The organism is Pseudomonas sp. NGC7, assembly GCF_047159675.1.
GTDB classification, from domain to species: domain Bacteria; phylum Pseudomonadota; class Gammaproteobacteria; order Pseudomonadales; family Pseudomonadaceae; genus Aquipseudomonas; species Aquipseudomonas kermanshahensis.
This window is the reverse complement of the sequence record NZ_BAAFZY010000001.1, coordinates 3,200,790-3,225,712: the sequence shown is the minus strand read 5'-3', so window position 1 is coordinate 3,225,712 and position 24,923 is coordinate 3,200,790. Positions and strand designations below refer to the sequence as shown.

At 61.6% G+C, this 24,923-nt stretch carries 30 protein-coding genes and 1 pseudogene; 25 read left to right on the top strand and 6 right to left on the bottom strand.

The genetic code is table 11. The annotated features are described in order from the left end of the window. Positions 1-105: 105 nt before the first annotated feature. The 12 genes from ACMCNM_RS14725 to ACMCNM_RS14670 all read left to right on the top strand — a co-directional run bounded on the left by ACMCNM_RS14725 (position 106) and on the right by ACMCNM_RS14670 (position 13,376). Positions 106-411 carry a hypothetical protein gene (locus ACMCNM_RS14725; protein WP_412764739.1) on the top strand — a complete coding sequence of 102 codons (306 nt, stop codon included), beginning with the start codon at positions 106-108 and terminating at the stop codon, positions 409-411. A gap of 48 nt (positions 412-459) precedes the next feature. Then, positions 460-1,011: a YbhB/YbcL family Raf kinase inhibitor-like protein gene (locus tag ACMCNM_RS14720; RefSeq protein ID WP_339549150.1), complete on the top strand. Its 552-nt coding sequence runs from the start codon at positions 460-462 to the stop codon at positions 1,009-1,011. Between the two features lie 563 nt (positions 1,012-1,574). Beyond that, the gene (locus ACMCNM_RS14715; protein ID WP_412764738.1) at positions 1,575-2,636 is read left to right on the top strand and encodes a 3-deoxy-7-phosphoheptulonate synthase; all 1,062 of its coding nucleotides are present in this window, start codon (positions 1,575-1,577) and stop codon (positions 2,634-2,636) included. A 79-nt stretch (positions 2,637-2,715) separates the two neighbouring features. Further along, positions 2,716-2,997, top strand: coding sequence for a peptidylprolyl isomerase (locus tag ACMCNM_RS14710; protein WP_027594867.1), 282 nt, complete (start codon positions 2,716-2,718; stop codon positions 2,995-2,997). A gap of 127 nt (positions 2,998-3,124) precedes the next feature. Next, complete coding sequence (locus tag ACMCNM_RS14705; protein WP_225935723.1) at positions 3,125-4,960, top strand: extracellular solute-binding protein; 1,836 nt, start codon at positions 3,125-3,127, stop codon at positions 4,958-4,960. Next, positions 4,957-6,015: a microcin C ABC transporter permease YejB gene (locus tag ACMCNM_RS14700; protein ID WP_027594865.1), complete on the top strand. Its 1,059-nt coding sequence runs from the start codon at positions 4,957-4,959 to the stop codon at positions 6,013-6,015. Before ACMCNM_RS14705 ends, ACMCNM_RS14700 begins: the two co-directional genes overlap by 4 nt. Then, positions 6,015-7,031 (top strand): ABC transporter permease, encoded by a 1,017-nt coding sequence (locus tag ACMCNM_RS14695; RefSeq protein WP_412764737.1) that lies wholly within the window; start codon positions 6,015-6,017, stop codon positions 7,029-7,031. Before ACMCNM_RS14700 ends, ACMCNM_RS14695 begins: the two co-directional genes overlap by 1 nt. 140 nt (positions 7,032-7,171) lie before the next feature. Continuing rightward, positions 7,172-7,942, top strand: coding sequence for a 3-hydroxybutyrate dehydrogenase (gene hbdH / locus ACMCNM_RS14690; protein WP_099429474.1), 771 nt, complete (start codon positions 7,172-7,174; stop codon positions 7,940-7,942). A gap of 57 nt (positions 7,943-7,999) precedes the next feature. Beyond that, entirely contained in the window at positions 8,000-8,479 is a 480-nt protein-coding gene (gene eco / locus ACMCNM_RS14685; RefSeq protein ID WP_412764736.1) for a serine protease inhibitor ecotin, read from the top strand. 145 nt (positions 8,480-8,624) lie between these two features. Beyond that, on the top strand, positions 8,625-10,583 hold the full coding sequence (locus ACMCNM_RS14680) for an acetoacetate--CoA ligase (RefSeq protein WP_412764735.1): 1,959 nt from the start codon (positions 8,625-8,627) through the stop codon (positions 10,581-10,583). 37 nt (positions 10,584-10,620) lie between these two features. Further along, entirely contained in the window at positions 10,621-10,896 is a 276-nt protein-coding gene (locus tag ACMCNM_RS14675; RefSeq protein WP_009686637.1) for a peptidylprolyl isomerase, read from the top strand. 146 nt (positions 10,897-11,042) lie between these two features. Then, positions 11,043-13,376 (top strand): autotransporter outer membrane beta-barrel domain-containing protein, encoded by a 2,334-nt coding sequence (locus tag ACMCNM_RS14670; protein WP_412764734.1) that lies wholly within the window; start codon positions 11,043-11,045, stop codon positions 13,374-13,376. Here ACMCNM_RS14670 and ACMCNM_RS14665 read toward each other — a convergent pair. Continuing rightward, positions 13,373-13,996 (bottom strand): LysE family translocator, encoded by a 624-nt coding sequence (locus ACMCNM_RS14665; protein WP_027594859.1) that lies wholly within the window; start codon positions 13,994-13,996, stop codon positions 13,373-13,375. The two genes, ACMCNM_RS14670 and ACMCNM_RS14665, sit on opposite strands and share 4 nt — an antisense overlap. Positions 13,997-14,126: 130 nt before the next feature. Here ACMCNM_RS14665 and ACMCNM_RS14660 point away from each other — a divergent pair, with 130 nt between their 5' ends. Both ACMCNM_RS14660 and ACMCNM_RS14655 read left to right on the top strand, forming a co-directional pair. Beyond that, positions 14,127-14,936, top strand: coding sequence for an AraC family transcriptional regulator (locus ACMCNM_RS14660; protein WP_412764733.1), 810 nt, complete (start codon positions 14,127-14,129; stop codon positions 14,934-14,936). A gap of 80 nt (positions 14,937-15,016) precedes the next feature. Further along, entirely contained in the window at positions 15,017-15,631 is a 615-nt protein-coding gene (locus tag ACMCNM_RS14655) for a LysE family translocator (protein ID WP_412764732.1), read from the top strand. On the opposite strand, the gene ACMCNM_RS14650 is transcribed toward ACMCNM_RS14655, so the two are convergent. Then, positions 15,579-16,304: a metallophosphoesterase gene (locus ACMCNM_RS14650; protein ID WP_412764731.1), complete on the bottom strand. Its 726-nt coding sequence runs from the start codon at positions 16,302-16,304 to the stop codon at positions 15,579-15,581. The genes ACMCNM_RS14655 and ACMCNM_RS14650 overlap by 53 nt on opposite strands. A 75-nt stretch (positions 16,305-16,379) precedes the next feature. Between ACMCNM_RS14650 and ACMCNM_RS14645 the strand changes: the two genes are divergently transcribed. The 3 genes from ACMCNM_RS14645 (at position 16,380) to ACMCNM_RS14635 (ending at position 17,954) form a co-directional block, all read left to right on the top strand. Continuing rightward, positions 16,380-16,895 (top strand): DUF3016 domain-containing protein, encoded by a 516-nt coding sequence (locus ACMCNM_RS14645; RefSeq protein WP_412764730.1) that lies wholly within the window; start codon positions 16,380-16,382, stop codon positions 16,893-16,895. Positions 16,896-16,971: 76 nt separating this feature from the next. Continuing rightward, a complete protein-coding gene (locus tag ACMCNM_RS14640) occupies positions 16,972-17,715 on the top strand; it encodes a carbon-nitrogen hydrolase family protein (RefSeq protein ID WP_412764729.1) in 744 nt (247 codons plus the stop codon). Further along, positions 17,712-17,954, top strand: coding sequence for a hypothetical protein (locus ACMCNM_RS14635; RefSeq protein ID WP_186676753.1), 243 nt, complete (start codon positions 17,712-17,714; stop codon positions 17,952-17,954). Before ACMCNM_RS14640 ends, ACMCNM_RS14635 begins: the two co-directional genes overlap by 4 nt. A gap of 11 nt (positions 17,955-17,965) precedes the next feature. On the opposite strand, the gene ACMCNM_RS14630 is transcribed toward ACMCNM_RS14635, so the two are convergent. Beyond that, the gene (locus tag ACMCNM_RS14630; RefSeq protein ID WP_412764728.1) at positions 17,966-18,466 is read right to left on the bottom strand and encodes a methylated-DNA--[protein]-cysteine S-methyltransferase; all 501 of its coding nucleotides are present in this window, start codon (positions 18,464-18,466) and stop codon (positions 17,966-17,968) included. Between the two features lie 75 nt (positions 18,467-18,541). Beyond that, positions 18,542-19,342 carry a lipopolysaccharide biosynthesis protein gene (locus ACMCNM_RS14625; RefSeq protein WP_099429482.1) on the bottom strand — a complete coding sequence of 267 codons (801 nt, stop codon included), beginning with the start codon at positions 19,340-19,342 and terminating at the stop codon, positions 18,542-18,544. Between the two features lie 353 nt (positions 19,343-19,695). Between ACMCNM_RS14625 and ACMCNM_RS14620 the strand changes: the two genes are divergently transcribed. Beyond that, positions 19,696-19,902 carry a hypothetical protein gene (locus tag ACMCNM_RS14620; RefSeq protein ID WP_412764727.1) on the top strand — a complete coding sequence of 69 codons (207 nt, stop codon included), beginning with the start codon at positions 19,696-19,698 and terminating at the stop codon, positions 19,900-19,902. 120 nt (positions 19,903-20,022) lie between these two features. Here ACMCNM_RS14620 and ACMCNM_RS14615 read toward each other — a convergent pair whose 3' ends face one another. After that, positions 20,023-20,382 (bottom strand): hypothetical protein, encoded by a 360-nt coding sequence (locus tag ACMCNM_RS14615; protein ID WP_412764726.1) that lies wholly within the window; start codon positions 20,380-20,382, stop codon positions 20,023-20,025. Positions 20,383-20,571: 189 nt separating this feature from the next. Here ACMCNM_RS14615 and ACMCNM_RS14610 point away from each other — a divergent pair, with 189 nt between their 5' ends. From ACMCNM_RS14610 to ACMCNM_RS14600, 3 genes are all read left to right on the top strand, one after another. Next, a complete protein-coding gene (locus tag ACMCNM_RS14610; RefSeq protein WP_412764725.1) occupies positions 20,572-20,793 on the top strand; it encodes a hypothetical protein in 222 nt (73 codons plus the stop codon). 78 nt (positions 20,794-20,871) lie between these two features. Continuing rightward, entirely contained in the window at positions 20,872-21,333 is a 462-nt protein-coding gene (locus tag ACMCNM_RS14605; protein WP_412764724.1) for a GNAT family N-acetyltransferase, read from the top strand. A 50-nt stretch (positions 21,334-21,383) separates the two neighbouring features. Continuing rightward, positions 21,384-21,593 (top strand): hypothetical protein, encoded by a 210-nt coding sequence (locus ACMCNM_RS14600; protein WP_412764723.1) that lies wholly within the window; start codon positions 21,384-21,386, stop codon positions 21,591-21,593. A 34-nt stretch (positions 21,594-21,627) separates the two neighbouring features. Here ACMCNM_RS14600 and ACMCNM_RS14595 read toward each other — a convergent pair whose 3' ends face one another. Beyond that, positions 21,628-21,927: a hypothetical protein gene (locus ACMCNM_RS14595; RefSeq protein ID WP_027594846.1), complete on the bottom strand. Its 300-nt coding sequence runs from the start codon at positions 21,925-21,927 to the stop codon at positions 21,628-21,630. A 157-nt stretch (positions 21,928-22,084) separates the two neighbouring features. On the opposite strand from ACMCNM_RS14595, the gene ACMCNM_RS14590 reads away from it, so the two are divergent. The 4 genes and pseudogenes from ACMCNM_RS14590 (at position 22,085) to ACMCNM_RS14575 (ending at position 24,920) form a co-directional block, all read left to right on the top strand. Beyond that, on the top strand, positions 22,085-22,915 hold the full coding sequence (locus tag ACMCNM_RS14590; RefSeq protein WP_412764722.1) for a hypothetical protein: 831 nt from the start codon (positions 22,085-22,087) through the stop codon (positions 22,913-22,915). Between the two features lie 145 nt (positions 22,916-23,060). Then, positions 23,061-23,315 (top strand): hypothetical protein, encoded by a 255-nt coding sequence (locus ACMCNM_RS14585; protein ID WP_027594844.1) that lies wholly within the window; start codon positions 23,061-23,063, stop codon positions 23,313-23,315. A gap of 106 nt (positions 23,316-23,421) precedes the next feature. Next, positions 23,422-23,768 (top strand): annotated as a pseudogene (locus ACMCNM_RS14580) (hypothetical protein); the annotation flags it as partial. A 516-nt stretch (positions 23,769-24,284) separates the two neighbouring features. Next, positions 24,285-24,920 carry a hypothetical protein gene (locus ACMCNM_RS14575; protein ID WP_412764721.1) on the top strand — a complete coding sequence of 212 codons (636 nt, stop codon included), beginning with the start codon at positions 24,285-24,287 and terminating at the stop codon, positions 24,918-24,920. The last annotated feature ends 3 nt before the right edge of the window (positions 24,921-24,923 follow it).

The window sequence follows — 24,923 nt, the reverse complement described above, 5'->3', positions numbered from 1 at the left end:
AAAACGCGTGCTCCTGGCCTCTGGTGACCACCCGTCGCCCAGAGGGCACCGCGCCGCCCTGCTCCAGCCAAACGAATGACAGATCATCCGCACGGGAGATTCATCATGATCCGCATTCGCCCCCTTTCGCTGTGCCTGGCCTTGGCCATGGGCGCCATCACCGGCACCAGCTTCGCTGCCACCGAACCCACCAATACCGACACCCGCCCACAAACCGACCAGTCCGGCGGCAAGACCGCAGGTGACGGAAGCAGCGTCAACAGCCCCGGCAGCGGCCAGGACAACGACAGCAGCAACACCGGCACCGATGCCGCAGACGGCGCCAGTGGCGGCTCCAACAGCACCGGCGAAGCCACAGGTTCCGGTGCCGGCTACGATGGCGGTACCGCTGAGGACCAGGACAGCCGTTGAGGCTCGGCTGGACTACACTGCGCTCCATCGCCCTGCCAAGGAGTTGCCATGAACGCCAAACCCTGGCTGCTCGCTGCCCTGCTGCCTTTCAGCGTACTGGCCGCCGGGCCGGGCTCTGGCGCACTGTCGATCAGTTCTTCCTCCTTTACCGACGGTGGCGTGATTGCCCTGCAACAGGTCGGGCCAGACCCGGCCTGCGGCGCAGGTGAAGAACGCACCCCGCAACTGAGCTGGGACAACCTGCCCGCCGGGACGCGCTCGCTGGCGCTGGTGATGTTCGACCCCGATGGCGGCAAAGGCCTGGGGGTGGTGCACTGGGTCGCCTACAACATCGACCCGGGCCTGGATGGCTTGAAAGAAGGCGTGGCCGGGCTGACCAGCCCTGCCGTGACGGTGGGACGCAACTCCCGCGGCACCGCCAGCTACCGTGGCCCATGCCCGCCCGCCGGGGACAACCCGCACCACTACGCGCTGACGTTGATTGCAACCGACATCGAACCCGGCATCCTGCCAGCAGACCTGGACCGCAACGGGCTGCTGCAGCTGCTGCAAGACCATGCCTTGGGCGCGCAAACCTTGGTGGGGCGTTACGGCCACTGAACAGGCCATGGCCCCCATTACCGGCAATGATCAACGTCATTGCATTTACCCATTGAACGCCGCGCCTGATCTGAAGTAAGCTCGGGCTCATTCACTGGAGAGCAACATGCCGAAACGCACCTGCAATCATGCCAACCACACCGGTCGCACCCTGCGCCCTGTGCTGGCCGTTGCCGGTTGCAAGGCCCCTGCCAGCTTTTATTTTGGGTATTGGTTTAGCCACTAGGCGCCGCTGATACCCACACGGCGCCCACTTTCGAGGGGCCGCCGAACATGAGAATACTCAAACCCCCGGTCGGCTCCCCGACCGGGGGTTTTGCTTTTCAGGCCTTTGAACATTACCGATTTACCTTGAGGACAGATTCATGAACTACGCCACTTATTACTGCGCAAACACCTATGCCTGGCGATTTAGCCAATCCCGTTCGGGCCAGCCTGCCGCCTCCGATCGGTCCTTCAAGGGTGGCAACGCTGCAGCCAACACACCTACAACGATCTGTCGAACACCTCGATAGGGCCGACGACGCGGGCCAGAACCCGCCGTCCGCCCAGGGAAAAACGCCATGCAAGCCTCGAACCTCGCCCTGCCCCTGAACCAACCGCAAGCTGCCAATACTACCGTCAGCCAGCGCCTGCCCAGCCCCCACCTGCTCAAGCAGCAAATGCCGCTGTCCGCTGAGCTCACCCAGCAAGTCCATGCCCACCGCCAGGCCATCCGTGCCATTCTCGAAGGCCGCGACCAACGCCTGTTGGTAGTGGTAGGCCCCTGCTCGATTCACGACCCTCGCTCGGCGCTGGAATACGCCGACCGCCTGGCCGCGCTGAGCCGCGGTGTGGATGACAAGCTGCTGCTGGTGATGCGCGCCTACGTCGAAAAACCCCGCACCACGGTGGGCTGGAAAGGCCTGGCCTACGACCCGCACCTCGATGGCAGCGATGACATGCACGCCGGTATCGCCTTGTCGCGCGGCCTGATGCTGAACATGATCGAGCGCGGCCTGCCCATTGCCACCGAGCTGCTGCAGCCGATGGCCGCGGGCTACTTCGACGACCTGCTGGGCTGGGCCGCGATCGGTGCACGCACCACCGAGTCGCAGGTGCACCGTGAAATGGTCAGCGGCCTGGAACTGCCTGTGGGCTTCAAGAATGGCACCGACGGCGGGATTGGCGTCGCCTGCGACGCCATGCGCAGCGCCGCGCACCCGCACCGCCATTTCGGCATGGATGCGCAGGGCTACCCGGCCATCATCGAGACCCTGGGCAACCCCGACACCCACCTGGTGTTGCGCGGCGGCCATAAAGGCCCGAACTACGATGCCACGAGCATCGCCCAGGCCCGCCAAGGGTTGGCCAAAGTGGGGTTGCAGGCGCGGATCATGGTCGATTGCAGCCATGCCAACAGCGGCAAGGACCCAGCGCAGCAGCCCGCGGTATTCGAGAACGTGCTGGCACAGCGCGTGGCCGGTGACCGTTCGATTGTCGGCGTGATGATCGAAGGGCACCTGTTCGATGGCTGCCAGTCCCTGGGCAAAGGCGCACTGAAGTACGGCGTGTCGATCACCGATGGTTGCCTGGGTTGGGCGTCGACTGAAACCCTGTTGCGCGAGGCGGCACAAAAACTGTAGGAAGCCGCTAGCAAGCCTTGCGAGACATTTCCCGAACAAGTGCGCTAGGCTTGCGTTTTTACCCTAAGGAGCAGTACCCATGGCACGTGCCACCGCCCGCCACATCCTGGTCAGCAGCGAAGACAAATGCAACGAACTGAAAGCCCAGATCGAAGCTGGTGCCGATTTCGCCGAAGTCGCCAAGGCCAACTCCACCTGCCCATCCAGCCGCCAAGGCGGTGACCTGGGCTCGTTCGGCCCGGGCCAGATGGTGCGTGAGTTCGATACCGTGGTCTTCAGCGCGCCGCTGAACGTTGTCCAGGGCCCGGTGAAAACCCAGTTCGGTTATCACCTGCTGGAAGTGACCAGCCGTCAGGACTGATACCAGGTTGTTCCTCAGGAACGACTCAGCCTCTGTAGGAGCAGCCTTGCGCTGTGAAGTGGCCCGGCCGGGCAATTTCGTTGACCGTGCTGACGCCTTCGCAGCACAAGGCTGCTACTACAAGGGCTTGTATCGCCTGGGCTGGCTGGTTTTGTTTCTGTGCTTTTCCGTCAACACCCACGCTGCACCCACCCACGCGTTGACCGTCTACGGCGAAGCCCCCCGCTACAACCAAAACTTCCACCATTTCGACTACACCAACCCCAACGCCCCCAAGGGCGGCATATTGCGCCGCTCGGCCATGGAGATTGGCCAGTTCGACCATGTTCTGCCGTACATCGACAAAGGCATCGGCGTCAACGAAGTCGATGGTTGGCTGTACGCGCCATTGGCCGTGCGCTCATTCGATGAACCCTACACCGTCTACGGCCTGATTGCCCGGCGCATGGAACGTGGCCCGGACGATGCCTGGCTGCGCTTCGAGATCGACCCCCGCGCCACCTTCGCCGACGGCAAGCCGGTGCGCGCCGAAGACGTACGCTTTACCTTCGAGCTGCTGATGAGCAAAGGCAGCCTCAAGTACCGCACCCAGTTCGCCGAGGTCGCTGGGGTAACCGTCGAGGGCCCGCATCGCGTGCGCTTCGACTTCAGGCAACCCCATGGCCGCACCCTGCCCTTGGACTTGGCCAGCCTGCCGGTGCTGCCCGAGCATGACTGGCAACAACGCGATTTCGCCAACGGCGCCGGCTTCGACAAACCGGTCGGCAGCGGCCCGTACCGCATCGGCCAGATCGACAATGGCCGCAGCATCAGCTTTGAACGTGACCCAACCTGGTGGGCCAAAGACCTCCCCGTCAGCCGTGGCCGCTACAATTTCGACACGCTGCGCATCGAATACTTCGGCGACACCGAAGTGGCGCGGCAGGTGCTAAAAGGGGGTGGCTACGATTACAACCGCGAGTTTTCTGCCACGGCCTACACCCTCGGCTACAACGGCGCGCAGCTGGACGACGGCCGCCTGCAGCGCGCGCACCTGGGCCCGGCCAAACCGCAGGTTGCCCAAGGTTATGTGTTCAACCTGGACAAACCGCCGTTTCGCGACCGCCGCGTGCGCCAGGCGCTGGGCATGCTCTGGGACTACGAGTGGAGCAACCGGCAGATGATGCGCAACCTCTACATCCGCCAGCAGAGCGTGTTTTCCAACACCCCACTGGCCGCCCGCGTATTGCCCGACGTCAGCGAACTCGAACTGCTGGAGCCATTACGCGGCAAGGTGCCAGATGAGGTCTTCGACCGCGTGTTCACCGCCCCGGTCACCGATGGCACGGGCATCATCCGCACGCAACAGCTGCAAGCGTTGGCCTTGTTGCAGCAAGCCGGCTGGCACCCCGAGGGTGACCGCCTGGTGAACGCCCAAGGCGAGCCGCTGGAATTCACCTTCCTCAACGGCCAGGCTGGCCTGGAACGCCTGCTGCTGCCATGGAAGCGCAACCTGGCGCAGATCGGCGTCACCCTGAACATCCGCAATGTCGACTCGGCCCAATACGTCAACCGCCTGATGGCGCGTGACTACGACATGATCGTGACCGGCTACCCAGTCACGCTGTCGCCGGGGGCCGAGCTGTACAACTACTTCGGTTCGGCAGCGGCCCACGACCCCGGCTCGAACAACCTGATGGTGCTGCAGGACCCTGCAGTGGACAGCCTGATCGACGGCCTGGTACGCGCCAGCACGCAAGCCGACATGCTGCGCCATGCCCATGCCCTGGACCGCGTGCTGCAGTGGAACTACTACTGGATCCCCAACTACTACCCGCCCGGCAGCTCCACGGCCTGGTGGAACCGCTTTGGCTTGCCCAAGGTTCAGGCCACCTATGACGAAGGCCTCGACACCTGGTGGGAAGTCAGCCCTACCCCGCTGACCAACGCGCAGATGGCCGAACGCCTGAAGGCCTCACCATGACGGCCTATATTCTGCGGCGCCTGTTGCTGATCATTCCGACGCTGCTGGCGATCCTGCTGGTCAATTTCGCGATCGTCCAGGCTGCGCCTGGTGGCCCGGTGGAGCAAGCGGTGGCGCGGCTGCAGGGAATCGGCGGCGGCGCACCAGGCGCCCGGGCCGAGGTGGCGCATGGCGAGTCACGGGCCACCCGCGGCCTGGACCCCAAGCTGATCGAGGCGATCAAACACCAGTACGGTTTCGATAAATCAGCCCCCGAGCGCCTCTGGCTGATGCTGAGCCAGTACGCCCGCCTCGACTTCGGCCAGAGCTTCTTTCGTGGGGCCAAGGTCACCGACCTGATCCTCGACAAGCTGCCGGTCACCTTGTCGCTCGGCTTCTGGGCCACGCTCATCACCTATCTGGTTTCTATCCCCTTGGGCATCCGCAAGGCGGTGCGCCATGGCAGCCGCTTCGATGCCTGGAGCAGCGCACTGATCGTGATCGGCTACGCGCTGCCCTCGTTCCTGTTCGCCCTGTTGCTGATCGTGCTGTTCGCCGGCGGCACGTCGCTGAACTGGTTCCCGGTGCGCGGCCTGGTGTCGGAGAACTTCGACCAACTCAGCCTGCTGGGCAAGGTCGCCGACTATTTCTGGCACCTGGTGCTGCCGGTCGGCGCACTGGTGATCGGCGGCTTCGCCACCCTGACACTGCTGACCAAGAATGCATTCCTTGACGAGATCTCCCGCCAGTACGTGGTCACCGCCCGGGCCAAGGGGCTGAGCGAGCGGCGCGTGCTGTACGGCCACGTGTTGCGCAATGCCATGCTGCTGGTGGTGGCCGGGCTGCCCCAGGCACTGATCACGGTGTTTTTTGCAGGCTCGCTGCTCATCGAAGTGATCTTCTCCCTCGATGGCCTTGGCCGGATGAGTTACGAAGCCGCCGTGTCGCGTGACTACCCGGTGGTCTTCGGCACGCTGTTCATCTTTACCCTGGCGGGTTTGTTGATACGTCTGATCGGCGATGTGTGCTACACCCTGCTTGACCCGCGCATCGACTTCGACACGAGGGCCAACTGATGCTCTCGCCCGTGTCGCGCCGCCGCCTGCAACGCTTTCGCCGCAACCGCCTCGGCTGGGTATCGCTGTGGCTGTTCGCAGCGCTATTGCTGCTGAGCCTGGGCGCAGAGCTGGTGGCCAACGACAAGCCCTTGCTGCTGGGTTACAAGGGCGAGCTGTACACCCCGGCGCTCAAGCGTTACACCGAACAGCAGTTCGGCGGCCAATTGCCGTTCCAGCCAGATTACCGCAGTGCCTACGTGCGCCAATTGATCGAGGCCCAGGGCGGCTGGATGCTGTTCGCCCCTATCCCCTTCAGTGCCGACACCCCTAACTACGACCTGCAAGTGCCCACCCCCAGCCCACCCAGTACCAGCAATTGGCTGGGCACTGACGACCAGGGGCGCGATGTGCTGGCCCGGGTGCTGTACGGCACCCGAGTGTCGCTGCTGTTCGCCTTTGCCTTGACCCTAGTCAGCGTGCTGATCGGCGTAACGGCCGGAGCCTTGCAGGGCTACTACGGCGGCTGGGTCGACCTGCTGGGGCAGCGCTTGCTGGAGGTCTGGTCGGGGTTGCCGGTGCTGTACCTGTTGATCATCCTCAGCGGCTTCGTCGAGCCTGATTTCTGGTGGCTGCTGGGGATCATGGCGCTGTTTTCGTGGCTGGCCCTGGTCGATGTGGTGCGCGCCGAGTTCTTGCGCGGGCGCAACCTGGAATATGTCAAAGCCGCGCGGGCGCTGGGCCTGCCAGACAGCCAGGTGATGCTGCGGCACATTCTGCCCAATGCCATGAACGCCACGCTGACCTATGTGCCGTTCATGTTGACCGGGGCCATTACCACCCTGACTGCGCTGGACTTCCTGGGCTTCGGCATGCCGGCCGGCAGCGCCTCGCTGGGCGAGCTGGTGACCCAGGGCAAGCAGCACCTGGAGGCGCCCTGGCTTGGCTTTACTGCGTTTTTCGCGTTAGCGGTGATTCTGTCGCTGCTGGTGTTCATCGGCGATGCGCTGCGCGAAGCGTTCGATCCACGTGGTTAATGCACGACCCCTGTAGGAGCAGCCTTGCGCTGCGAAGAGGCCAGTGAAAACCCTGTAAATCTTAGCTGCTTTCACCGGCCTCTTCGCAGCGCAAGGCTGTTCCTACAAAAAGACCCACAACCTGCACTGGGAGCATTCGCATGACCCTCAAAGGCAAGACTGCACTCGTCACCGGTTCCACCAGCGGTATCGGCCTTGGCATCGCCCAGGTGCTGGCCCGTGCCGGGGCCAACATCCTGCTCAACGGTTTTGGCGACCCGGCGCCGGCCATCGCCAGTATTACCAGCCACGGCGTGAAGGCTATCCACCACCCCGCCGACCTGTCGGATGTAGCGCAAATAGAGACCCTGTTCGCTGTGGCCGAGCATGAATTCGGCGGTGTCGACATTCTGGTCAACAACGCCGGTATCCAGCACGTGGCGCCGGTCGAACAATTTCCCGTGGAGAGCTGGGACAAGATCATCGCCCTCAACCTGTCGGCGGTGTTCCATGGCAGCCGCCTGGCCCTGCCCGGCATGCGTGCACGCAACTGGGGGCGGATCATCAACATCGCTTCGGTGCATGGGCTGGTCGGTTCGACCGGCAAGGCCGCCTACGTGGCGGCCAAGCATGGCGTGGTGGGCCTGACCAAAGTCGTGGGCCTGGAAACGGCCGCCAGCAATGTCACTTGCAATGCCATCTGCCCGGGCTGGGTGCTGACCCCGCTGGTGCAAAAGCAGATCGACGACCGTGCCGCCAAGGGTGTAGACCCGCAGCAGGCACAACACGACCTGTTGGCCGAGAAGCAGCCTTCGTTGGCCTTCGTCACCCCCGAGCACCTGGGCGAGCTGGTACTATTTCTGTGCAGCGAGGCCGCAAGCCAGGTCCGTGGTGCCGCCTGGAATGTCGACGGTGGCTGGCTGGCCCAGTGAGGGCCGGCCACGACCTGGCAATGGTCTTGCACCCTTTTCAACTGCAAGGAGGCCAACATGCGCCCACTCCCACTGTCCGCGATCCTGACCTTGACCCTGGCTGCCGCCGCCCCGGCGATGGCTGCCAGCTTGAAGGATGTCGCGCCCTATCCCGAGGCGGAAAAAGGCTTCACCCGGCAGGTCATCCACCTGCCGCCCCAGGCTGACGAGTCGGCCTATAAACTGGAAATTCTCGCGGGCAAGACGCTCAAGGTCGACTGCAACCGCCAACGCCTGGCGGGTAGCCTCGAAGAACGCACGCTCGAAGGCTGGGGCTACAGCTACTACCGCCTGGACAAGGTCGGCGGCCCTGCGAGCACCCTGATGGCCTGCCCGGATGGCAAGAAGACCGATGCGTTCGTGCCGGTGGTCGGTGAAGGCTTCATGCTGCGCTACAACAGCAAGTTGCCAGTGGTGGTGTATGTGCCCAAGGACGTCGAAGTGCGCTACCGCGTGTGGTCGGCCTCGCAAGACGTGCAGAAGGCTAAAGTGGAATAAGAAGCTCGCATCACGCTGACAGGTAGGAGCAGCCTTGTGCTGCGAAGAGGCCAGTAATAGCAGCGAAGATTTACTGTGTTTTCACTGGCCTCTTCGCAGCGCAAGGCTGCTCCTACCCCCCTCCCGCAACAACTGGAGGTTCGCCATGAACGACGTACTCTGGAGCCCCTCCACAGCGCAGATCGAGGCCAGCCGGATGGTTGCGTTTCGCCGCTGGGTCAACCTGCGCTACAACCTCGAATTAAACGACTACCAGGCACTGCACCGCTGGAGCATCGAGCAGCGCTCAGCCTTCTGGCAGAGCCTTGCCGAGTACTTTCACGTTAACTGGCACCAACCACCGAGCCACGTGCTGCGCGAAGGCCCGCAAATGCCCGATGCCCAGTGGTTCAGCGGCGCCACCCTGAACTACGCCGAACACCTGCTGCGCCGGCGCGACGACCGCCCGGCATTGATCGCCGTACGCGAAGACGGCCAGCGCCGAGTGCTGAGCCATGCGCAGTTGGCCGCCGAGGTCGCGGGGCTGCAACGGGCGCTCGAGGCCTGCGGTGTGAAGCCGGGCGACCGCATCGCTGCCATCATGCCCAACACCTGGGAAACCCTGGTAGCCATGCTGGCCTGCACCAGCCTCGGCGCAATCTGGTCCAGCGCTTCACCCGAGTTCGGCGTGCACGGCATCATCGACCGATTCGGCCAGATCAGCCCCAAATTGCTGATCGTCTGCGCCGGTTACCACTATGCCGGCAAGGTCATCGAACAGGTCGACAAGGTCAACCAGGTCTGCGCCCAATTACCAGGCCTTGAGCAACTGATCGTGGTACCCCATACCCGCAGCGGGACCCGCGCCGACGAATTCCACGCGTCCCGTGTCGACCTGTGGGAGGGCTTTTTCCAGCCCGGGGGCATGCCTCGATTCACCCCGCTGCCGTTCGATCATCCGCTGTGCATCCTCTACTCCAGCGGCACCACCGGCGTACCCAAGTGCATCGTCCACCGCGCCGGTGGGGTGCTGCTGCAGCACCTCAAGGAACACGGCCTGCACAATGACCTCAAGGCCGATGATGTGCTGTTCTACTACACCACCTGCGGCTGGATGATGTGGAACTGGCTGGCCAGCGGCCTGGCTGTAGGTGCCACACTGGTGCTGTATGACGGCTCGCCCTTCCACCCCGGGCCAGCGCGGCTGCTGGACTTGATCGACGCCGAGGGCATCCATGCCTTCGGCACCAGCGCCAAGTACCTGGCCGCACTCGAACAGCAAGGCCTTGAGCCTGCCGCCACGCACCGCCTGACCAGCTTGCGCCTGCTGCTGTCGACCGGCTCGCCACTGTCGCCGCACAGTTACGATTACGTTTACCGCAAGATCAAGGCCGATGTATGCCTGGCCTCCATGTCCGGTGGCACCGACATCGTTGCCTGCTTCGTGCTGGGCAACCCGACGCTGCCGGTGCATCGCGGCGAAATCCAGTGCAAGGGGCTGGGCATGGCGGTGGAGGTCTGGAACGCGCAACGCCAGAACGTGTATGACGAAAAAGGTGAACTGGTGTGCCTGCAGCCGTTTCCGTCCATGCCGCTGGGCTTTTGGCACGACCCCGATGGCAGCCGCTACCACGCGGCCTACTTCAGCCAGTTTCCGGGGGTCTGGGCCCAGGGCGACTATGCCGAGCAGCGTGCCAGCGGTGGCCTGATCATCCACGGCCGCTCCGATGCCGTGCTCAACCCTGGCGGGGTGCGCATTGGCACGGCAGAGATCTACCGCCAGGTGGAGAAGGTCGAAGAGGTGCTGGAAAGCGTCGCCATCGGCCAGGACTGGCAAGGCGATGTGCGGGTGGTGCTATTCGTGCGCCTGCGCGACGGCCTGCAGCTGGATGAAGCCTTGCGCCAACGCATTCGCCAGGTGATACGCCAATACACCACGCCGCGCCATGTGCCTGCGGTGATTGCCCAGGTCAACGACATCCCGCGCACCATCAGCGGCAAGCTGGTGGAGCTGGCGGTACGTGATGTGGTCCATGGCCTGCCGGTGAAAAACACCGACGCCCTGGCCAACCCGGAGGCGCTGGAGCAGTTTCGCGACCACAACGCGCTGCACAATGAGGCATAATGGCGCCCTTTTTTTTACCCCGAAGCACAGGTGTCCCATGAAAGCTCAAGCCCGCCACATCCTGGTCAAGACCGCTGACGAAGCCGAAAAGCTCAAGCAGCGCATCGCCAATGGCGAGGCTTTCGACGTGCTGGCGAAGAAGTTTTCCACCTGCCCGTCGGGCAAGCGCGGCGGTGACCTGGGTGAGGTGCGGCCTGGCCAGATGGTCGGCGCCATCGACCAGGTCATCTTCAAAAAGCCGCTGCGCGTGGTGCATGGGCCGATCAAGAGCAAGTTCGGCTACCACTTGGTGCAAACCTTCTACCGCGACTGACAGCACCTAGGTAGCAACAGGCCACCTAGCATTATTGCCAGTTGTTCAACGTCAGGCATTTCCCTACAACTCAGGCAGGACCGATACGGTGCGCCTAAGCGCCGCGTCAGGCAGTGGTCCCCTTCTGAGGACACGGAGACCTGCCGATGCGTTATCACCGCCTGCTTGCCCCTGCCGCGTTGCCACTGCTCGCACTGCCGACGCTTGGCTACCCTGATTCACTGACCGTCATGCCGGGCGACAGCCTGGGGGCGATCTCGCAAACCCAACAGGTCGACACCTTCACCATGAGCGGGGGCACGGTCCAGTCGCTGAACCAGGGCCAAGGGTTCGATACTTTCACAATGTCGGGCGGGCGCATTATCGGTGCGTTCGAGGATGGCGATCACGCAATCTTTTCGGGCGGCCAGATAGGGCGAGTCGACTTGAAGCTCGCTGACAACTACTTCGAAATGTCCCAGGACACTGCCGTTGCAACCGAGATCGACGGCAACCTGGTGAGCGGCTTTGGCAACGACACGATCCTGCTGCGCGGGGGCTCGATTGGCGGCAATATCAGCACCAGCGGCGGCCAGGACCGCATTACCATCAGTGGTGGTTCGCTCAAGGGGAATGTGCTCGCCAGCGCCGGCAACGACACCTTCACGTGGTCCGGCGGCAGCATCGGCGGCCGGGTCGATATGGGTATTGGCGATGACTCCGCGACAATCGACAGCCTCGATGCCAAGGCCTTGAACATCAGCATCGACGGCGGCGCTGGCAATGACACCCTGGTGTTCAACCGCAGCCAGGTGACGCGCGGTGGGTTGTACACCAACTGGGAATCCGTGGCGTTGATCAACGCCAGCCGATTCACCCTCGACGACACCCTCACCTTGGGCGACCTAGGCACCGACACCCTCCCCGCGACCGGTACAGGCAGCTTCAAAATTGATGCGAGCAGCGCGCTGATCGCACGCCAAGGCAGCATCGTGAGTATCCAAAACGGCAACAAGGTGTCGGTCGAAAACGCCGGCACGATAGACCTGTCGCAGGGCAACGATGCCCAGGGGCGCTTGAGCATTCAAGGCGATTACACCGGCAACAACGGCACCCTGCGCGTGAACAGCGTGCTGGCCGGGGATGGCGCGGCCTCCGACCGCCTGGTCGTCAGCCGCGGGGTTATCGCTGGCAGTACTGGCCTGCTGGTCAATAACTTGGGGGGCGCAGGCGCGGCGACCACACAGAACGGTATCCAAGTAGTCGAAGCCCGCGAAGGCGCTGTCAGCCGGAACGACGCTTTCGTCCAGACCCAGACGCTTTCGGTTGGTGCCTACGACTATCGCCTGTTCAAGGGTGGTATCACAGCAGGCAGTGAAAACAGCTGGTACCTGCGCTCGACCTTAGTCGCCCCGCCCGCTCCGGCGCCGGCACCGCAGCCCGGCGAGCCACCCGTGATTGAACCAGCAGCGACCCCGCCTGTGGTTGCGGCGGCGCCCGGGCAAGCTGAACTGCCTGCGCCCGTGCAGGGCAAGCCCTTGGCGCTGTACCGCCCCGAAGTCCCGGTGTACGCCGCTGCCCCTAGAGGCGCCGCGATCATCGCCCGCCAAGCGTTGGGCACCTTTCACCAGCGCCAGGGCGACCAGCAGTTGTTGGCCGGCCAAGGCGGGCTCCCCGCCAGCTGGGGGCAGGCCTACGGCGGCACGCTGCGCCAGCAATGGACCGGCACGGTCAGCCCCAGCCTGGACGGTGACCTGTATGGCTTCAAGGTCGGCCAGGACGTGTATGCCAAGGTCAATGACAGCGGCTATCGCCAACAGGTCGGCGTGTATGTCAGCCACAGTCGCCTGGACGCCGACGTCAAAGGGTTTGCCCTGGCCGTACAAGACCGCAGCGTCGGTGACCTGAAGCTCGATGGCGACAGCGTCGGCGCTTACTGGACGCTGGTCGGGCCGCAGCGCGGGTACCTGGATGCCGTGCTGCAGTACACCGACCTGGATGGCCGGGCGCGCTCGCACCGTGGTGACAAGCTGAACATCAAGGGCCATGCCTGGACAGCGTCACTGGAGTCCGGCTACCCCATCGCCCTGTCGCAACGCTGGGCCGTGGAGCCGCAAGCCCAGTTGATCGCCCAGAAGGTCTCGCTGGACACCGCTCGTGACAGCGTCTCGCGCGTCAGCCATGACGCCCAGGTTGAACTAACGGCGCGCTTGGGTGCGCGCCTTGAAGGCACCTTCACTGGCACCCGTGGACGCCTGCTGCAACCCTATGCGCAGGTCAACCTGTGGCACGGCGACGGTGGCCGCGACACGCTGACGTTCGATGACCTCGACACGATCAAGACCGACTACCGCTACACCTCGGTGCAACTTGAAAGCGGTGTGGTCGCGCAAGTGAGTGAAGCGCTTAGCCTGCACGGCGGCGTGCAGTACAGCGCCAACCTGGACAGCCGCCAGCAGGAAGCCAGCGGCGTGAACCTGGGTGTGCGCTGGCAGTTCTAACGGCGCGCTGCCAGCAGACCGAGGCCAGCGCAGCCCAGCAAGGAGGCGCTGACCCGGTTGAACATCCGGCGCGGCCCAGGCTGGCTGAACCAGCGCTGCATATAGGCGCCAAGGCCCGCATAGATGGCGATGGCGGCCCACTCCAGCAGCAGGAACAGCACGCCAAGCCACAGGAACTGCTCACTGACCGGGGTGGCACCGCCGACCGAGACAAATTGGGGCAGGAAGGCCGTGAAGATCAGGATCGCCTTCGGGTTGCCCGCCGCCACCCAGAACTCTTGCCGCGCCAGGCGCCAGGTGCCGCGTGGGTGATCACCCGCCACCACGGCTTCACCAACAGGGGCCCGCCACAGCTGCCAGGCAATGTAGAACAGGTAGGCAGCACCAATCACCTTGATGGCGAGGAACAGGTATTCACTGGTATGCAGCACCACCGCCAGGCCCATGGCCGCCAGCGCAATCATGCCGCTGAAAGCGACAATGCGCCCGCCACCGGCCACGCAGGCCGTGCGCAGGCCGTAGCGGCTGGCATTGTGCAACGACAGCAGGTTGTTGGGCCCGGGCGCCATGTTGAGGGCAAAGCACGCGGGGATGAACAGCAGCAAACTGGCAAGATCCATTTTTATTGTCCTCTGACATCAAGCGCTTATTTCGACCGCAGACGCGCACAGGGTCAAGTTACAGCCAGCCGAAAAAACTGTACGGGTCCCCTGCTACTGGTAAGCTTTTGCTCCTGTCGAGGACCCTTTCATGCCCCGCTCACAAGCCCGCGTCTGGCGCGATACTGCCCTGCCCTTCGTCGAAAGCCGCCGCGCCTGCCACAGCCGCGCCTGCTACAAGGCGCATAGCCATCCGACCTTTTCCATGGGCGCAGTGGATGCCGGCTTCAGCCTGTTTACCGGCGCAAGTGGTGGTCAGCAACGCCTGACACCCGGCACTTTGGTGATGGTCCCGGCAAAGCGTGTGCATGCGTGCAATCCGGCGCCTGGCCAGGCCTGGAGCTACCAGATGCTGCACGTGGATGCCGACTGGCTGTCGCAACTGCGCCGGGAGTCTGGGCTGCGCGGTGCGCAGGCGGGTGAGCCTGCACGTATCAGCCATGTGCCCGCCTTGTACGGCCAGTTCTGCGCGCTGAATGCCTTGTTGTTCTCCAGTGCGAGCAACGGCGCGAAAGAGGCGGCGCTGATTGCTTTCATGGGGGACCAGGACTTCTGCTCGCACCCGACGCTGGAGGCGACACCGGCGCTGGGCGCCTCCCTGCTCAGTGGCCTGGTCGAGCGGATCGAGGCTGAGGACCCTGCGCAACTGAGCCTGACGTTGTTGGCCCAGGAGACGGGATTGGGGCGTTATCAGCTGATCCGGGCGTTTCGCGCAGCCACCGGCCTGACGCCCCATGCCTACCTGCTCAACGCCAGGGTCAATCGCGGTCGGCTTCTGTTGAACCAGGGCCTGGCGCTGGCAGAGGTCGCCTACCAGCTTGGGTTTGCCGACCAAAGCCACTTTCAGCGGGTGTTCAAGGCGCACGTGGGCGTAACGCCCGGGCAATACCGAGGCCATTGAGGCCCCGCGCAATAATCTTCAATACGGGCTCCAGGCTCGACGCCAGACTGCGGTTTTCCCCTGCCGGAGTCGTCCCGCCCATGGAGCAGTTCCTGATCGTCGCCCTCGCCCACTTCCTAGCCCTGCTGTCACCCGGCCCGGACTTTTTCCTGGTTGCCCGCACCTCCATCAGTGGCGGTTGGCGCACCGCCAGCGGCGCGTGCCTGGGTATCGCGTTGGCCAATGGCGCCTTCATTGCCATGGCCTTTACCGGCCTGTCGATTTTGCGCGAAGGCAGCACGTTGTTCATTGCTTTGCAACTGGCCGGTGCGGCTTACCTTTTGTACATCGGCACACAATTCTTGCGCTACGCCGGGCATTCCAACCTGGCCGCAGTGGCCGGCAATGGCGCTGTACCAAGTGGGTGGCGCAGCCTGGCGATGGGCTTTTTGTCGGGCATTCTCAACCCCAAGAACGCGCTGTTCTACGCCAGCCTCGCCAGCATGGTCGCCAGCAGCAGTGTCGGCTGGAAGGTGGTGTATGCGGGCTGGATGTTCTGCATCGTGCTGCTCTGGGACCTGCTGGTCGCCGTGGCCATCGGCAACCAGCGCGTGTTGCAGCGCTTCGCCCGCGCCTTGCCCTGGCTGGAGCAAGCTTCGGGGGTCATGCTGATGGTGTTGGCCGGGGGGTTGCTTGTGCACCTTGCGCTGGGCTGACCAGCTCAAGGGTGGCCAGGTCGAGCAGGCTGAAATGGCCGCTGGCCCAGCCGCCGGTGTCCAGGTGCCAGACATTGCCCAGCTGTTTGACCTGCAGCACGGGTGTATGCCCGACCAACAAGGCACGGATGCCGTGCACAGGCCGGGTGTCGCCCTCCTTCAGCCGGCGCCGCGACCATTGGCAGACTTCGCGTACCTCGGGGTCGTCATCCAGTTCCAACCAGCTACGTAACACGGGCCATTCGGCGAAGGGGCTGTCGGCATGCAACAGACCGATCAGGCCCGCTGCACTTTCAACTTCCATACCGATCGGCAATTGCTCGAAGCGTTCGACAAAACGCCGCTGCTCGGCCCTGGGCAGCTCAAGAAACCAGCCACCACCGGCGGCGTGGTACATCTCCAGGTCGAGCCGGCCACCGCGCAGGTAGGTAACCGCCAGCGCCTCATGGTTTCCTTGCACGGCATGAAACCAGGGCAGGTCCAGCCATGCCAGCGCCGCGTGGCTGAGCGGGCCGCGGTCGACCAGGTCACCGACGCTGAACAGGCGGTCCACTGCGGGGTTGAACCCAACCGCTTGCAGGCACCGAACAAGGCGCCCGAAGTGCCCGTGGATATCACCCACCGCCAGGTCTCGACCCAGGGGGTTGGCGGCTACCCGCCGAAACCGACTCATTACAATCTTCCTCTGCGGGTGCTGTCATGGCAGGCGTAGAATAAAGGGACACGTCTTTCACCTTGGAGGTGCATCATGCGTACCGCCCTCGTGTGTGCCGTGCTCGTGGCGCTGTCATTGAACAGCATGGCACAAGGTGCTCCGGCTGCGCAGGTCGAGGTGCGATTCGACCATCCCGAAAAATTTCGCGATGCCAGCCTCGACAGTGCCGGCTACGAACGGGGTGCCGATGCCTATGTCATGAAGGCCCTGACCGAGTACCTGCAGAAGCTCGGCCAGCGTTACTTGCAAGAAGACCAGCAGCTGGTTATCGACATCCGTGACATCGACCTGGCCGGGCGCTTCGAGCCTTGGCACAGCAATGCCTACGATGTGCGCTTCATGCGCGAAATCACCTGGCCGACCATCGACCTCAGCTACACCCTCAGCCAGCCCGGCAAACCTGCCCAGCAAGCGCAGGAACGGGTCAGCGACAAGATGTACCTCAGCCGCCCGGGGCGCGTGACCAGCAGCAGCGACCGCCTGTATGCCGAAAAGGCCATGCTGAACGACTGGTTCCGCCAGCGCTTCGCACCGCACGCGGCTTCCTGAAAAACCCTTCACTGGTACAGGTGTTGCGGCCAGGCGTATGCTCGGCCCTTGACTCGTACCAGGGAAGGAGCTGTTGATGAAGATCTGCGCCGTGCAACTGGCGTCGCTCAAAGGCGATATTCAGGGCAACCTTGCGCGTCACCTGTACTGCATCGAGCAGGCTGCCGCGCTGGGTGCTGAGCTGGTGGTGTTTCCTGAACTGTCACTGACCGGCTATGAGCCGACCTTGGCCCGCCAGCTCGCCCTGCCGTTATCCACCCCACGGCTGGAGCCACTGCAGGCACTGTGCGACCAGCATGCTCTCACAGTCGCCGTGGGCCTGCCCTTGCCAACGCCTCACGGCATCCGCATCGGCATGCCGATCCTGAGCCCAGGCATGCCCCGCCAGGCGTATGCCAAACGGCGCCTGCACGGCGATGAACTGCCCTACTTCGCCGCCGGCGATCAACCCTTGGTACTCGAGGTGGCCAAGCACCGGGTAGCGCCTGCCATCTGCTACGAGTCGATGTTCATTGAACATGCTGCAGAGGCCCGGGCACAGGGCGCGCAGGTGTACCTGGCCAGTGTTGCGAAAACGGCCAAGGGCATTGGTGAGGGCTACGAGCATTACCCGGAGGTCGCCCGCACGCTGGGCCTTACCGTCTTGCTGGCCAACTGCGTGGGGCCTGCCGATACGTTCATCGGCGCAGGTGGGTCTGCGGCCTGGGATAACCAGGGTCGGCTGCTGGCCAGCCTGGATGACACCTGCGAAGGGCTGATTCTGCTGGATACCACCCACTCCAGCGCGACCGCTGTGCCACTGAGGGTGCTGACTGCGTGAAGTATCTGTTGTTGACGCTGGCGAGCTACGCATCCACGCATTACTTGGTTGGGCTGTTGATCCAGGGTCAATTGGCCGAAATCGCCGAAGGCCTGCGCCATCGACCGGGTGCGCCCACCGCTGGCGAATACTTGCGAGAGGTCCGGCCCCATGCCCGGCGGGCCCACCGTCAGTACACCTTGATGGCCGGATCAGCGCTGGCGCTGGTGGCCTGCCTGGTCGCCAACTGGATCTTTTAGGTTTGCCGGGCTCAGAGTGCCAAGGCCAGGCTTTCTCTGCCTTCCAGCGCCAGCAGGTATTGCTTCGCCTGAAGCCCTCCGGCAAAGCCGGTGAGGTTGCCTGAAGCACCAATTACCCGGTGGCACGGCGCAATGATGGAGATCGGGTTACGGCCATTGGCCGCGCCTACCGCACGGACCGCGCTGGGGTTGCCGATCTGCCGGGCAATGTCGCCGTAACTGCGGGTTTCACCGAAAGGAATGGTCAGCAATGCAGCCCACACCTCGCGCTGAAACGGCGTACCGGCAAAATCCAACGCCAGGTCGAAGTGTCGCCGCGTGCCGGCAAAGTACTCGCCTAGCTGGCGGGCGGTGTCCAGCAGTACCGGGCACCGGTCATCACGATGGAGCTCACCGAGCCGCACGCGGTTTTCCCGCTCCTCCTCCCAGAGCACGGCTGCCAGCCGTTCGCCACGGGCGACCAGCGTCAGCGTGCCAACGGGGGATTGCATGAAGGTGAAGGCGCTGGACATTGGGGGCTCCTGCAGGGTGCGAGATGGTCAGCGCACTCTACGCAGGCGCAAGGCCACACGCACCCGCTTTCTTGCTCAACCAATCCCACAGCCGGCAATCCGCCTGGCTTCTGACAGGTTGACCTTGGGGATCAGTTCGGCCGGGATGCGCGACGCCGCCGACAGGTTGTAGACGTGAAAATGCTCATTGACCACTTGCCGCGCCATCAATGTCAGTGACGGCAGGATGCGGCTGTCCCAATGCTGGTCCAGGCCGCACGGTGAATGTTGCCCTTCTTCGGTCTCGTAGAAGCGCCCCACCGTCTGGTCAAGGTCGACCCCCACCAGCAGCACCTCTTCGAACCCCAGGTGATAAGCCAGTTGCAGCGCCACGTAGGCGACTGTGCGGGCATCGAAAAAACCCTGCGACAAGTCTTTGCTGAAGGCGATCGACCGTGCCCGTTTGCTCCACAGTGCGCGGCTGCAGACGCAACTGTCACCATGCCCGCGCACACCGTCGAGCAGGCCGGGGGTGTGCGCCTTGTGCAAGGCATAGCATTCGCTGGCAGCTGGTATGTCGGCACCCTCGAATTGCTCTGGCCACAGCGCGAGCCGTTGGCTGTCACGCAGGGCGGTCGCAAACAGATCAGGTTGCTGCAGGCCGAAGCTCTTGTCGGTGCACACGTAGAAAAACGGTTTCACGCCATGCTCTGCTGTCATGGCGACTGAACCGTTCATGGCGATGATGGGCAGGTGGGCAAAATCAGCCAGCGGGAAATGCCTGGCTGAAGCACCCGAGGCCAGAATCACCACGGGGCCTTGCTGGGTATTGCGACACGCCTCGAAACTGGAGAACGCCCCGCGTTCAGCACTGGGCTGCGACGGAAGTGTGTTCATCGTTTGCTACTTTGGACTGGACAGTACAAAACACGATACCGGTCCTTGTATGCACAACGGACGCTTTTACAAAAACCTTACACAAAGCGACTGATGGGTCTAAATCTGTCCAAAAGTGGAAGAAATGACAGCGCCCTTCTCCACACAAGCGCGGTGTTTCTAGAGACCCGTAGTCTCGGTCGTTGTTCACCCGCCTGCAGGCCTGGCAGGCGCTTTGCCCCCACTGTACCGACGAACGGGCGTGCAAGTACTGGTGTCATGCCCCGGGCTATTCGTCGCTTGCTCATGAGCCAGCTTGATGGTTACCAACTGCCCGACTAATACTTAGGTCTCTGCCTGGGGAGGCACGAAACATGCAACCAAGATTCGTTATCGTTCCGGCGGTACCTATCGAAAAGGAGTCATTCCGCGTCGGTAGCCGGTACTACGCAGCGACCGTATGCGGTGGGTTCGACATTTATGACAACCTGGCGAAGGAGCGGCTCAAACCCAGTTACCCGAACAGGACCGATGCAGAAGTGCAATGCCATCGGATGAACACAAAACTCGAAGCACGCTGAGGGGAAGTCGCCGAAGCGGATGCGCATAAATAACGTGTGAAGTACTTGCGGCCTCACCTCATGACCCTGCCCCGATTAATGCCTGTCGGTTACGGCCAAGGGCAGCTCAGGTTACTGAGCTCATTCCAGGCACTCTCTTGCAGCCTGGCGCAGTTTGTCGCCCGAGAGGAAGCTGCCTTTATAGAACGTGGCGCGGCTGCCTTCGCGCGACTCAACCACCTCGAGAACATCATCGGAGGCCACTGCGCTTGGCGCGGTCAATCGATAGCCGTGGGCAATCGATTTCTGGTTGGCGAGGGGCGCCAGTGCTTGCCACTTGGGCATTACACAGGCGGCATATTGTGCAGGGGTTTTGGAGGTCAGCTTACTGGCTGTGGGGTTACCCGGTGTTGCGCAACCGGCAAGGCTGGCAGTCAACAAGGTGCAAACAAAGATACGAAATGTAGGCATTTGCAATTGACCAATAGAGATACAGGGCATTCTACCCAGCGTCGCAACTTAGTTCCAATCAACCAAGGTCGTGGTGCGTTTTGCTTAGAGTGAAGATTTTATCGGAGCTTCATTAGAGCGGTCACCTGTTAATTCTGCTAGTAGCCATAGTCGTGAAGCGGGCACAGAGTAGCCCGTGCAGATACTCATAAGCGTGGTGCATTACAAGGAGCGCTCCCCATGCCATCCAACCGTACGCAATTTTTCTATCAGAATGGTCACCTGCACACGCTGAAAACAGGTGAAGAAAGCCGCGCTATCTTTCGGGGTGCAGCGAACATCGCGCATGCAGAGCTGAACGCCGCCAACGCACAAAGTGGCTTGTTGGCAACGGACGATAAAGGCTCAGTTTTACAGGTACAAGGTAATGAATCAGGTAAGTCGGACACTGACCAGCCTTAGCATGAAAAACTTCACTTGCGTCTCCACTTGAGGGTTGTGTCATGATGCGGAGAACAGGTACTACCGTGCAGGATGCCCATGCCTCAATTTGATTGGCTCGCGAATCACATGAACCATTGCAACGCCTTCGCTCAGTGGATTCATCAGCAATTCACGTATGAGTTCGACGGCATCGACCTTTCGCGATGGCAGCACGAGTTCGCAGAAGGCCAGGGCAATGGTGACTGGCAATGCCTGATTGCCCTAGAGCAAGGCCAGTTGTTGGGCGGTGCCGCTCTAGCAGCCCAAGACTTGCCTTCCCGCCCGGACCTCGGCCCTTGGCTTGCCTGCGTGTTCGTTGACCCGGCAGCCAGAGGAGCCGGTATCGCCGAGCACCTGATTGAGGGCCTATGTACCCATGCGCGCACTGCCGGCCTCGAAACTTTGTACCTGCACACCCATGATAAACAGGCTTACTATGAGAAGCGTGGCTGGACGGTCATTGAGCAGTTCGAGGCGTGGGGCAACAAGCAGTGGCTGATGTCACGCACGCTTCGCTGAACGGCCGGACAGGGTTGTAGACGCACACTTCAAGGAACGCACTCACGCTCATGGAACCGCTTCATACCATCAAAGCCGATCTCGTCAAAACCGCCGACCACCTGAATGAACTCAGTAAAGCCATGACCGGGCACGCCAAGTTCATGGAAGCCCGGGCGACCGCAGACAGCGAGATCGATGTACGCGCTCATATCAAGTCCATCGATGGGGTTGCCAGTGAGCTGAGGTCCGTCGCAGCAAAGATCAAGGATGAGACCTGACCCACGCCCAACCCGCGGCAACCTTCAGAGCTCGCTACTTAGCGCAGGCGAACTGTTCGGTCACGGGAATCGCATCGCTTGCTATCCGCCGCGCCCTGCCCACGCCCCACGCCAAGGCACGGGTCATCGACTCGCCTGGACGCGAATCGAATGCTTCTTCGTGAATGGCCATGCCACTGGGGGCATAAACCCCGATGAACATCTGCGTATTGCCTGTTCGCGACAGTCGCACCTGGACATCGATGTAGCTGCCGTCACTTAACGTTTCGTCGTGAGTCCGATGGTGAAGCGTTGGGTCAGCCCAGCCCCAGAAAACGTCGCCGCGAATCCGCATGTCGCCCCTCCTACGACTTTAGTTGTATACCTAAAGCCACCATAGCCAAAGGCAAACGGCGCGCAACTGTACTCAGTCGAAATGTGAGCTGAATCGGACAACTGGCAATCACCTGTAAACAAAGCGTTATTCGTTTGCTCACGCAGGCCATCACGTCATGCCAAATCAAGCACCGACAGTCGACGCCAGAGGTCGCTTGCACGGTGAATTTATGGCAATCTGCCGCGAAATCAAAAACGCAAAATCATGGAAACTAAATTTCAAGAGCACGCTAATGCCAGAAATTTCAGCAGATAACGCCAGCCTTATTCACAGCATTGCTACAACAACCGCCATCATTGCCGCCTTAGTCTCGGCCTGCGCGGTCATCCTGGCGCACCTGACGTCCGAGGTGCAAAGCAGCGAGTCCGACAGGTCCATGGCCGAGGCCAGCCAACTGATCGCCACAGCCAACCAGTCCGCCGCCCAGTCCCAGTTGAAAATCGAAGAACTCCTGCAACAGAATGCGGCGTTGACGGCACAGCTGGACGCCGCGAAAAAAGAGCGCCAGGCCATAGAGCATCGCCTGCGGCCCAGAAAGCTGACAGCGCAGGCACAGGCCGCGTTCCAGGCATTGGCGGCAGCGCTCGCCAAAGACAAAGTAGCCCCAACCGTACTGCTCAATATCGTCAGAAACGACGACGAAGCGTTGGCGTTCTCCAAGCAGATCGCCGTTGCCCTGGCCAAAGCGGGCGTGCGGGTACAAATAAAGCAGTTGATGCTCACCAAAGAGGCCACGGGCGTTCAGGCAGTGCTGTATGACAGCCCGGGAAGCAAGCAAATCGAACGTGCGCTGAGGGCCGCTAATTTTGCAACGGACATCAGTCGATCGTCGCAAACACCGAAGATCAATATCGATGATGACGATAAGCCTGCTATTAGTGCGTTTATCAACGTGTTTCCAAAAGAGATGTCGTTAACAGACACTGCAGCGCCGCACGCAGACTAAAACTAACGATCATGACTGGCCACCCATCCAGCATGGACGCAAAGCCAGTAACTAACACGCCCGGCTCCGTAGTAGCGTTGTGCATTCTACGAACTTCCAGGTCCGTTAACCGCAAGGACCTGGGCGATTCAGACCAGGAGGTCAAATGCGTGTTGAGGTGATAGACCAAGCGGCGATAGATTCGGCGCTGATTGCGTTTGCCCGCTATAAAATCGGAGAAACAAAAATCTTCGACCTAGAGCGTGCAATGAGCTTTGAAGTGGGTGAGGCTTTGTCCAAGAGCGGACTGGTGAGGTTCACCATTACACAGTCAGTGTCCGGCCGCTACCGCATCAGCGATGAAGGCGAAAACGCCATCACGGACGCTGGGCGGGCGCGCCTTAAGGTGATCCGAGGGTAAGCCCGCTTTTATGATCCGGTACAAACAGCTTCACCTCGGGCACTAAGGGCAACGCACGTTCCACTTACCCTAGAGGTGAAGCGTGCTTCGGCGTGCGTCAAGAGGCATTGCACAACGCACACGGTCCTTTGGTGATATCGCCTGCCCGAGGCCCTTCGTGGTCCAACCAAGCAAAGGTGGGCTGTGGAGCTGCGATGCAAGTGTTACAATCCCCCCATTCAAATCAGCGCTCAAGCGCTGGACATCCGTGATCGCCGTCAGTACGACACCCGCCACACCTACGCAACCCTGTGCCTGATGCCTGGGATGAACCCTGCGTTCATCGCGAATCAGCTCGGCCATAGCGTTGAGATGGTGCTCTCTACATACGCGAAATGGATCAGCTCCTCCTCGGACTGGAGGGAGCTGGAGAAGCTGCCGCCCCGCGTCGAATTGGCCCAAAATTGGCCCAAAATTGGCCCAAAACTGACACGAGGGCCTAAATACACCTCTGGAACCCCCGCAGGACAAGCACTTGATTTCTACCGCCAACATCACCATGCAGTTTTTATGGGGTGTTCGCCGGTGATAAGAGGTTGATTTTGCTGGGTTAAACACCCCTCCATCCCCCGCCTCACCCCTGCGAGTGGTATCAAAATTGGTATCACCCTCTGATCACTGAAGCATCTGCAGGAGGGTCGCTCAGACGTCCTGTCAACGGATTTCAAGACAATCTCCCAATCAATACGAGGCCAGCGGCGGGATCAATTCCAAAAAAATACGAAACGGCACTGCTACAGACCGCAAATCCCAAGGGCCACCGCTTCGGTTTTGGAATCGCTTTTGACAAGACAAACCCTGGAAGCCCTACGATTTGCGAACGTTATGGCCTGCGCTAAGCTGAGGTAAGCGAAGTGAAGGTTTAATAGTTGTCTTCAGTCATCCCGCGCAAAAGCATTCCTTTTGTCGATTAATAAAACGAGGTGTGCAATGGGCAGATCTGCGACTCTCTGTGGTGGAAAAGATGCTGTTTCCTCGATAAGCTGGGATGCAATTAATTCTCATAGATCGGAACTGAGGCGCCAGCTTGAGAAATACACTTCTGAGCCAGCCTGTGTAAAGGGTGCGCCCACAGATGCCAGAAATCCGGGTGATTACCTCGAGGCACTAACAATGGGGCTTGTCTCAATAATCAAAGAAGAGCTTAATAACATAGCCGATCACAAACCAGGAATAGGAAGTAAGATTTGTTTTGGAGTGATTTATGCGGAGCTTTGGCGGCAGGCCACTCTGATTAAGACCCATCTCATCGGGGAAACGGATATGAACATACGCCTCCCCCATGCAGACCCGGACCCGGGTGTCGAATTGGTCAGCCGAGAATGTCTCAAAAGTCTCCATGAAAAATGGCGAGACTGGCAAGGCAACCCGGCCCAGAAAGGGGTAGTGGAATTAGCAAGCCTTCTTGCCGATGCCTATCTTAAAGCCATGGGAGAGTTGCGCTTATCCGCTGAAAATGAAAGTGCCGCAATGCTTAAGCATCACATAGAAATCGTAGGCGACATATACCAAGAAATCCTTGCTTTACATGCTACGCTTTTGCCTACGGACCTAAAGCAAGACTAAGCG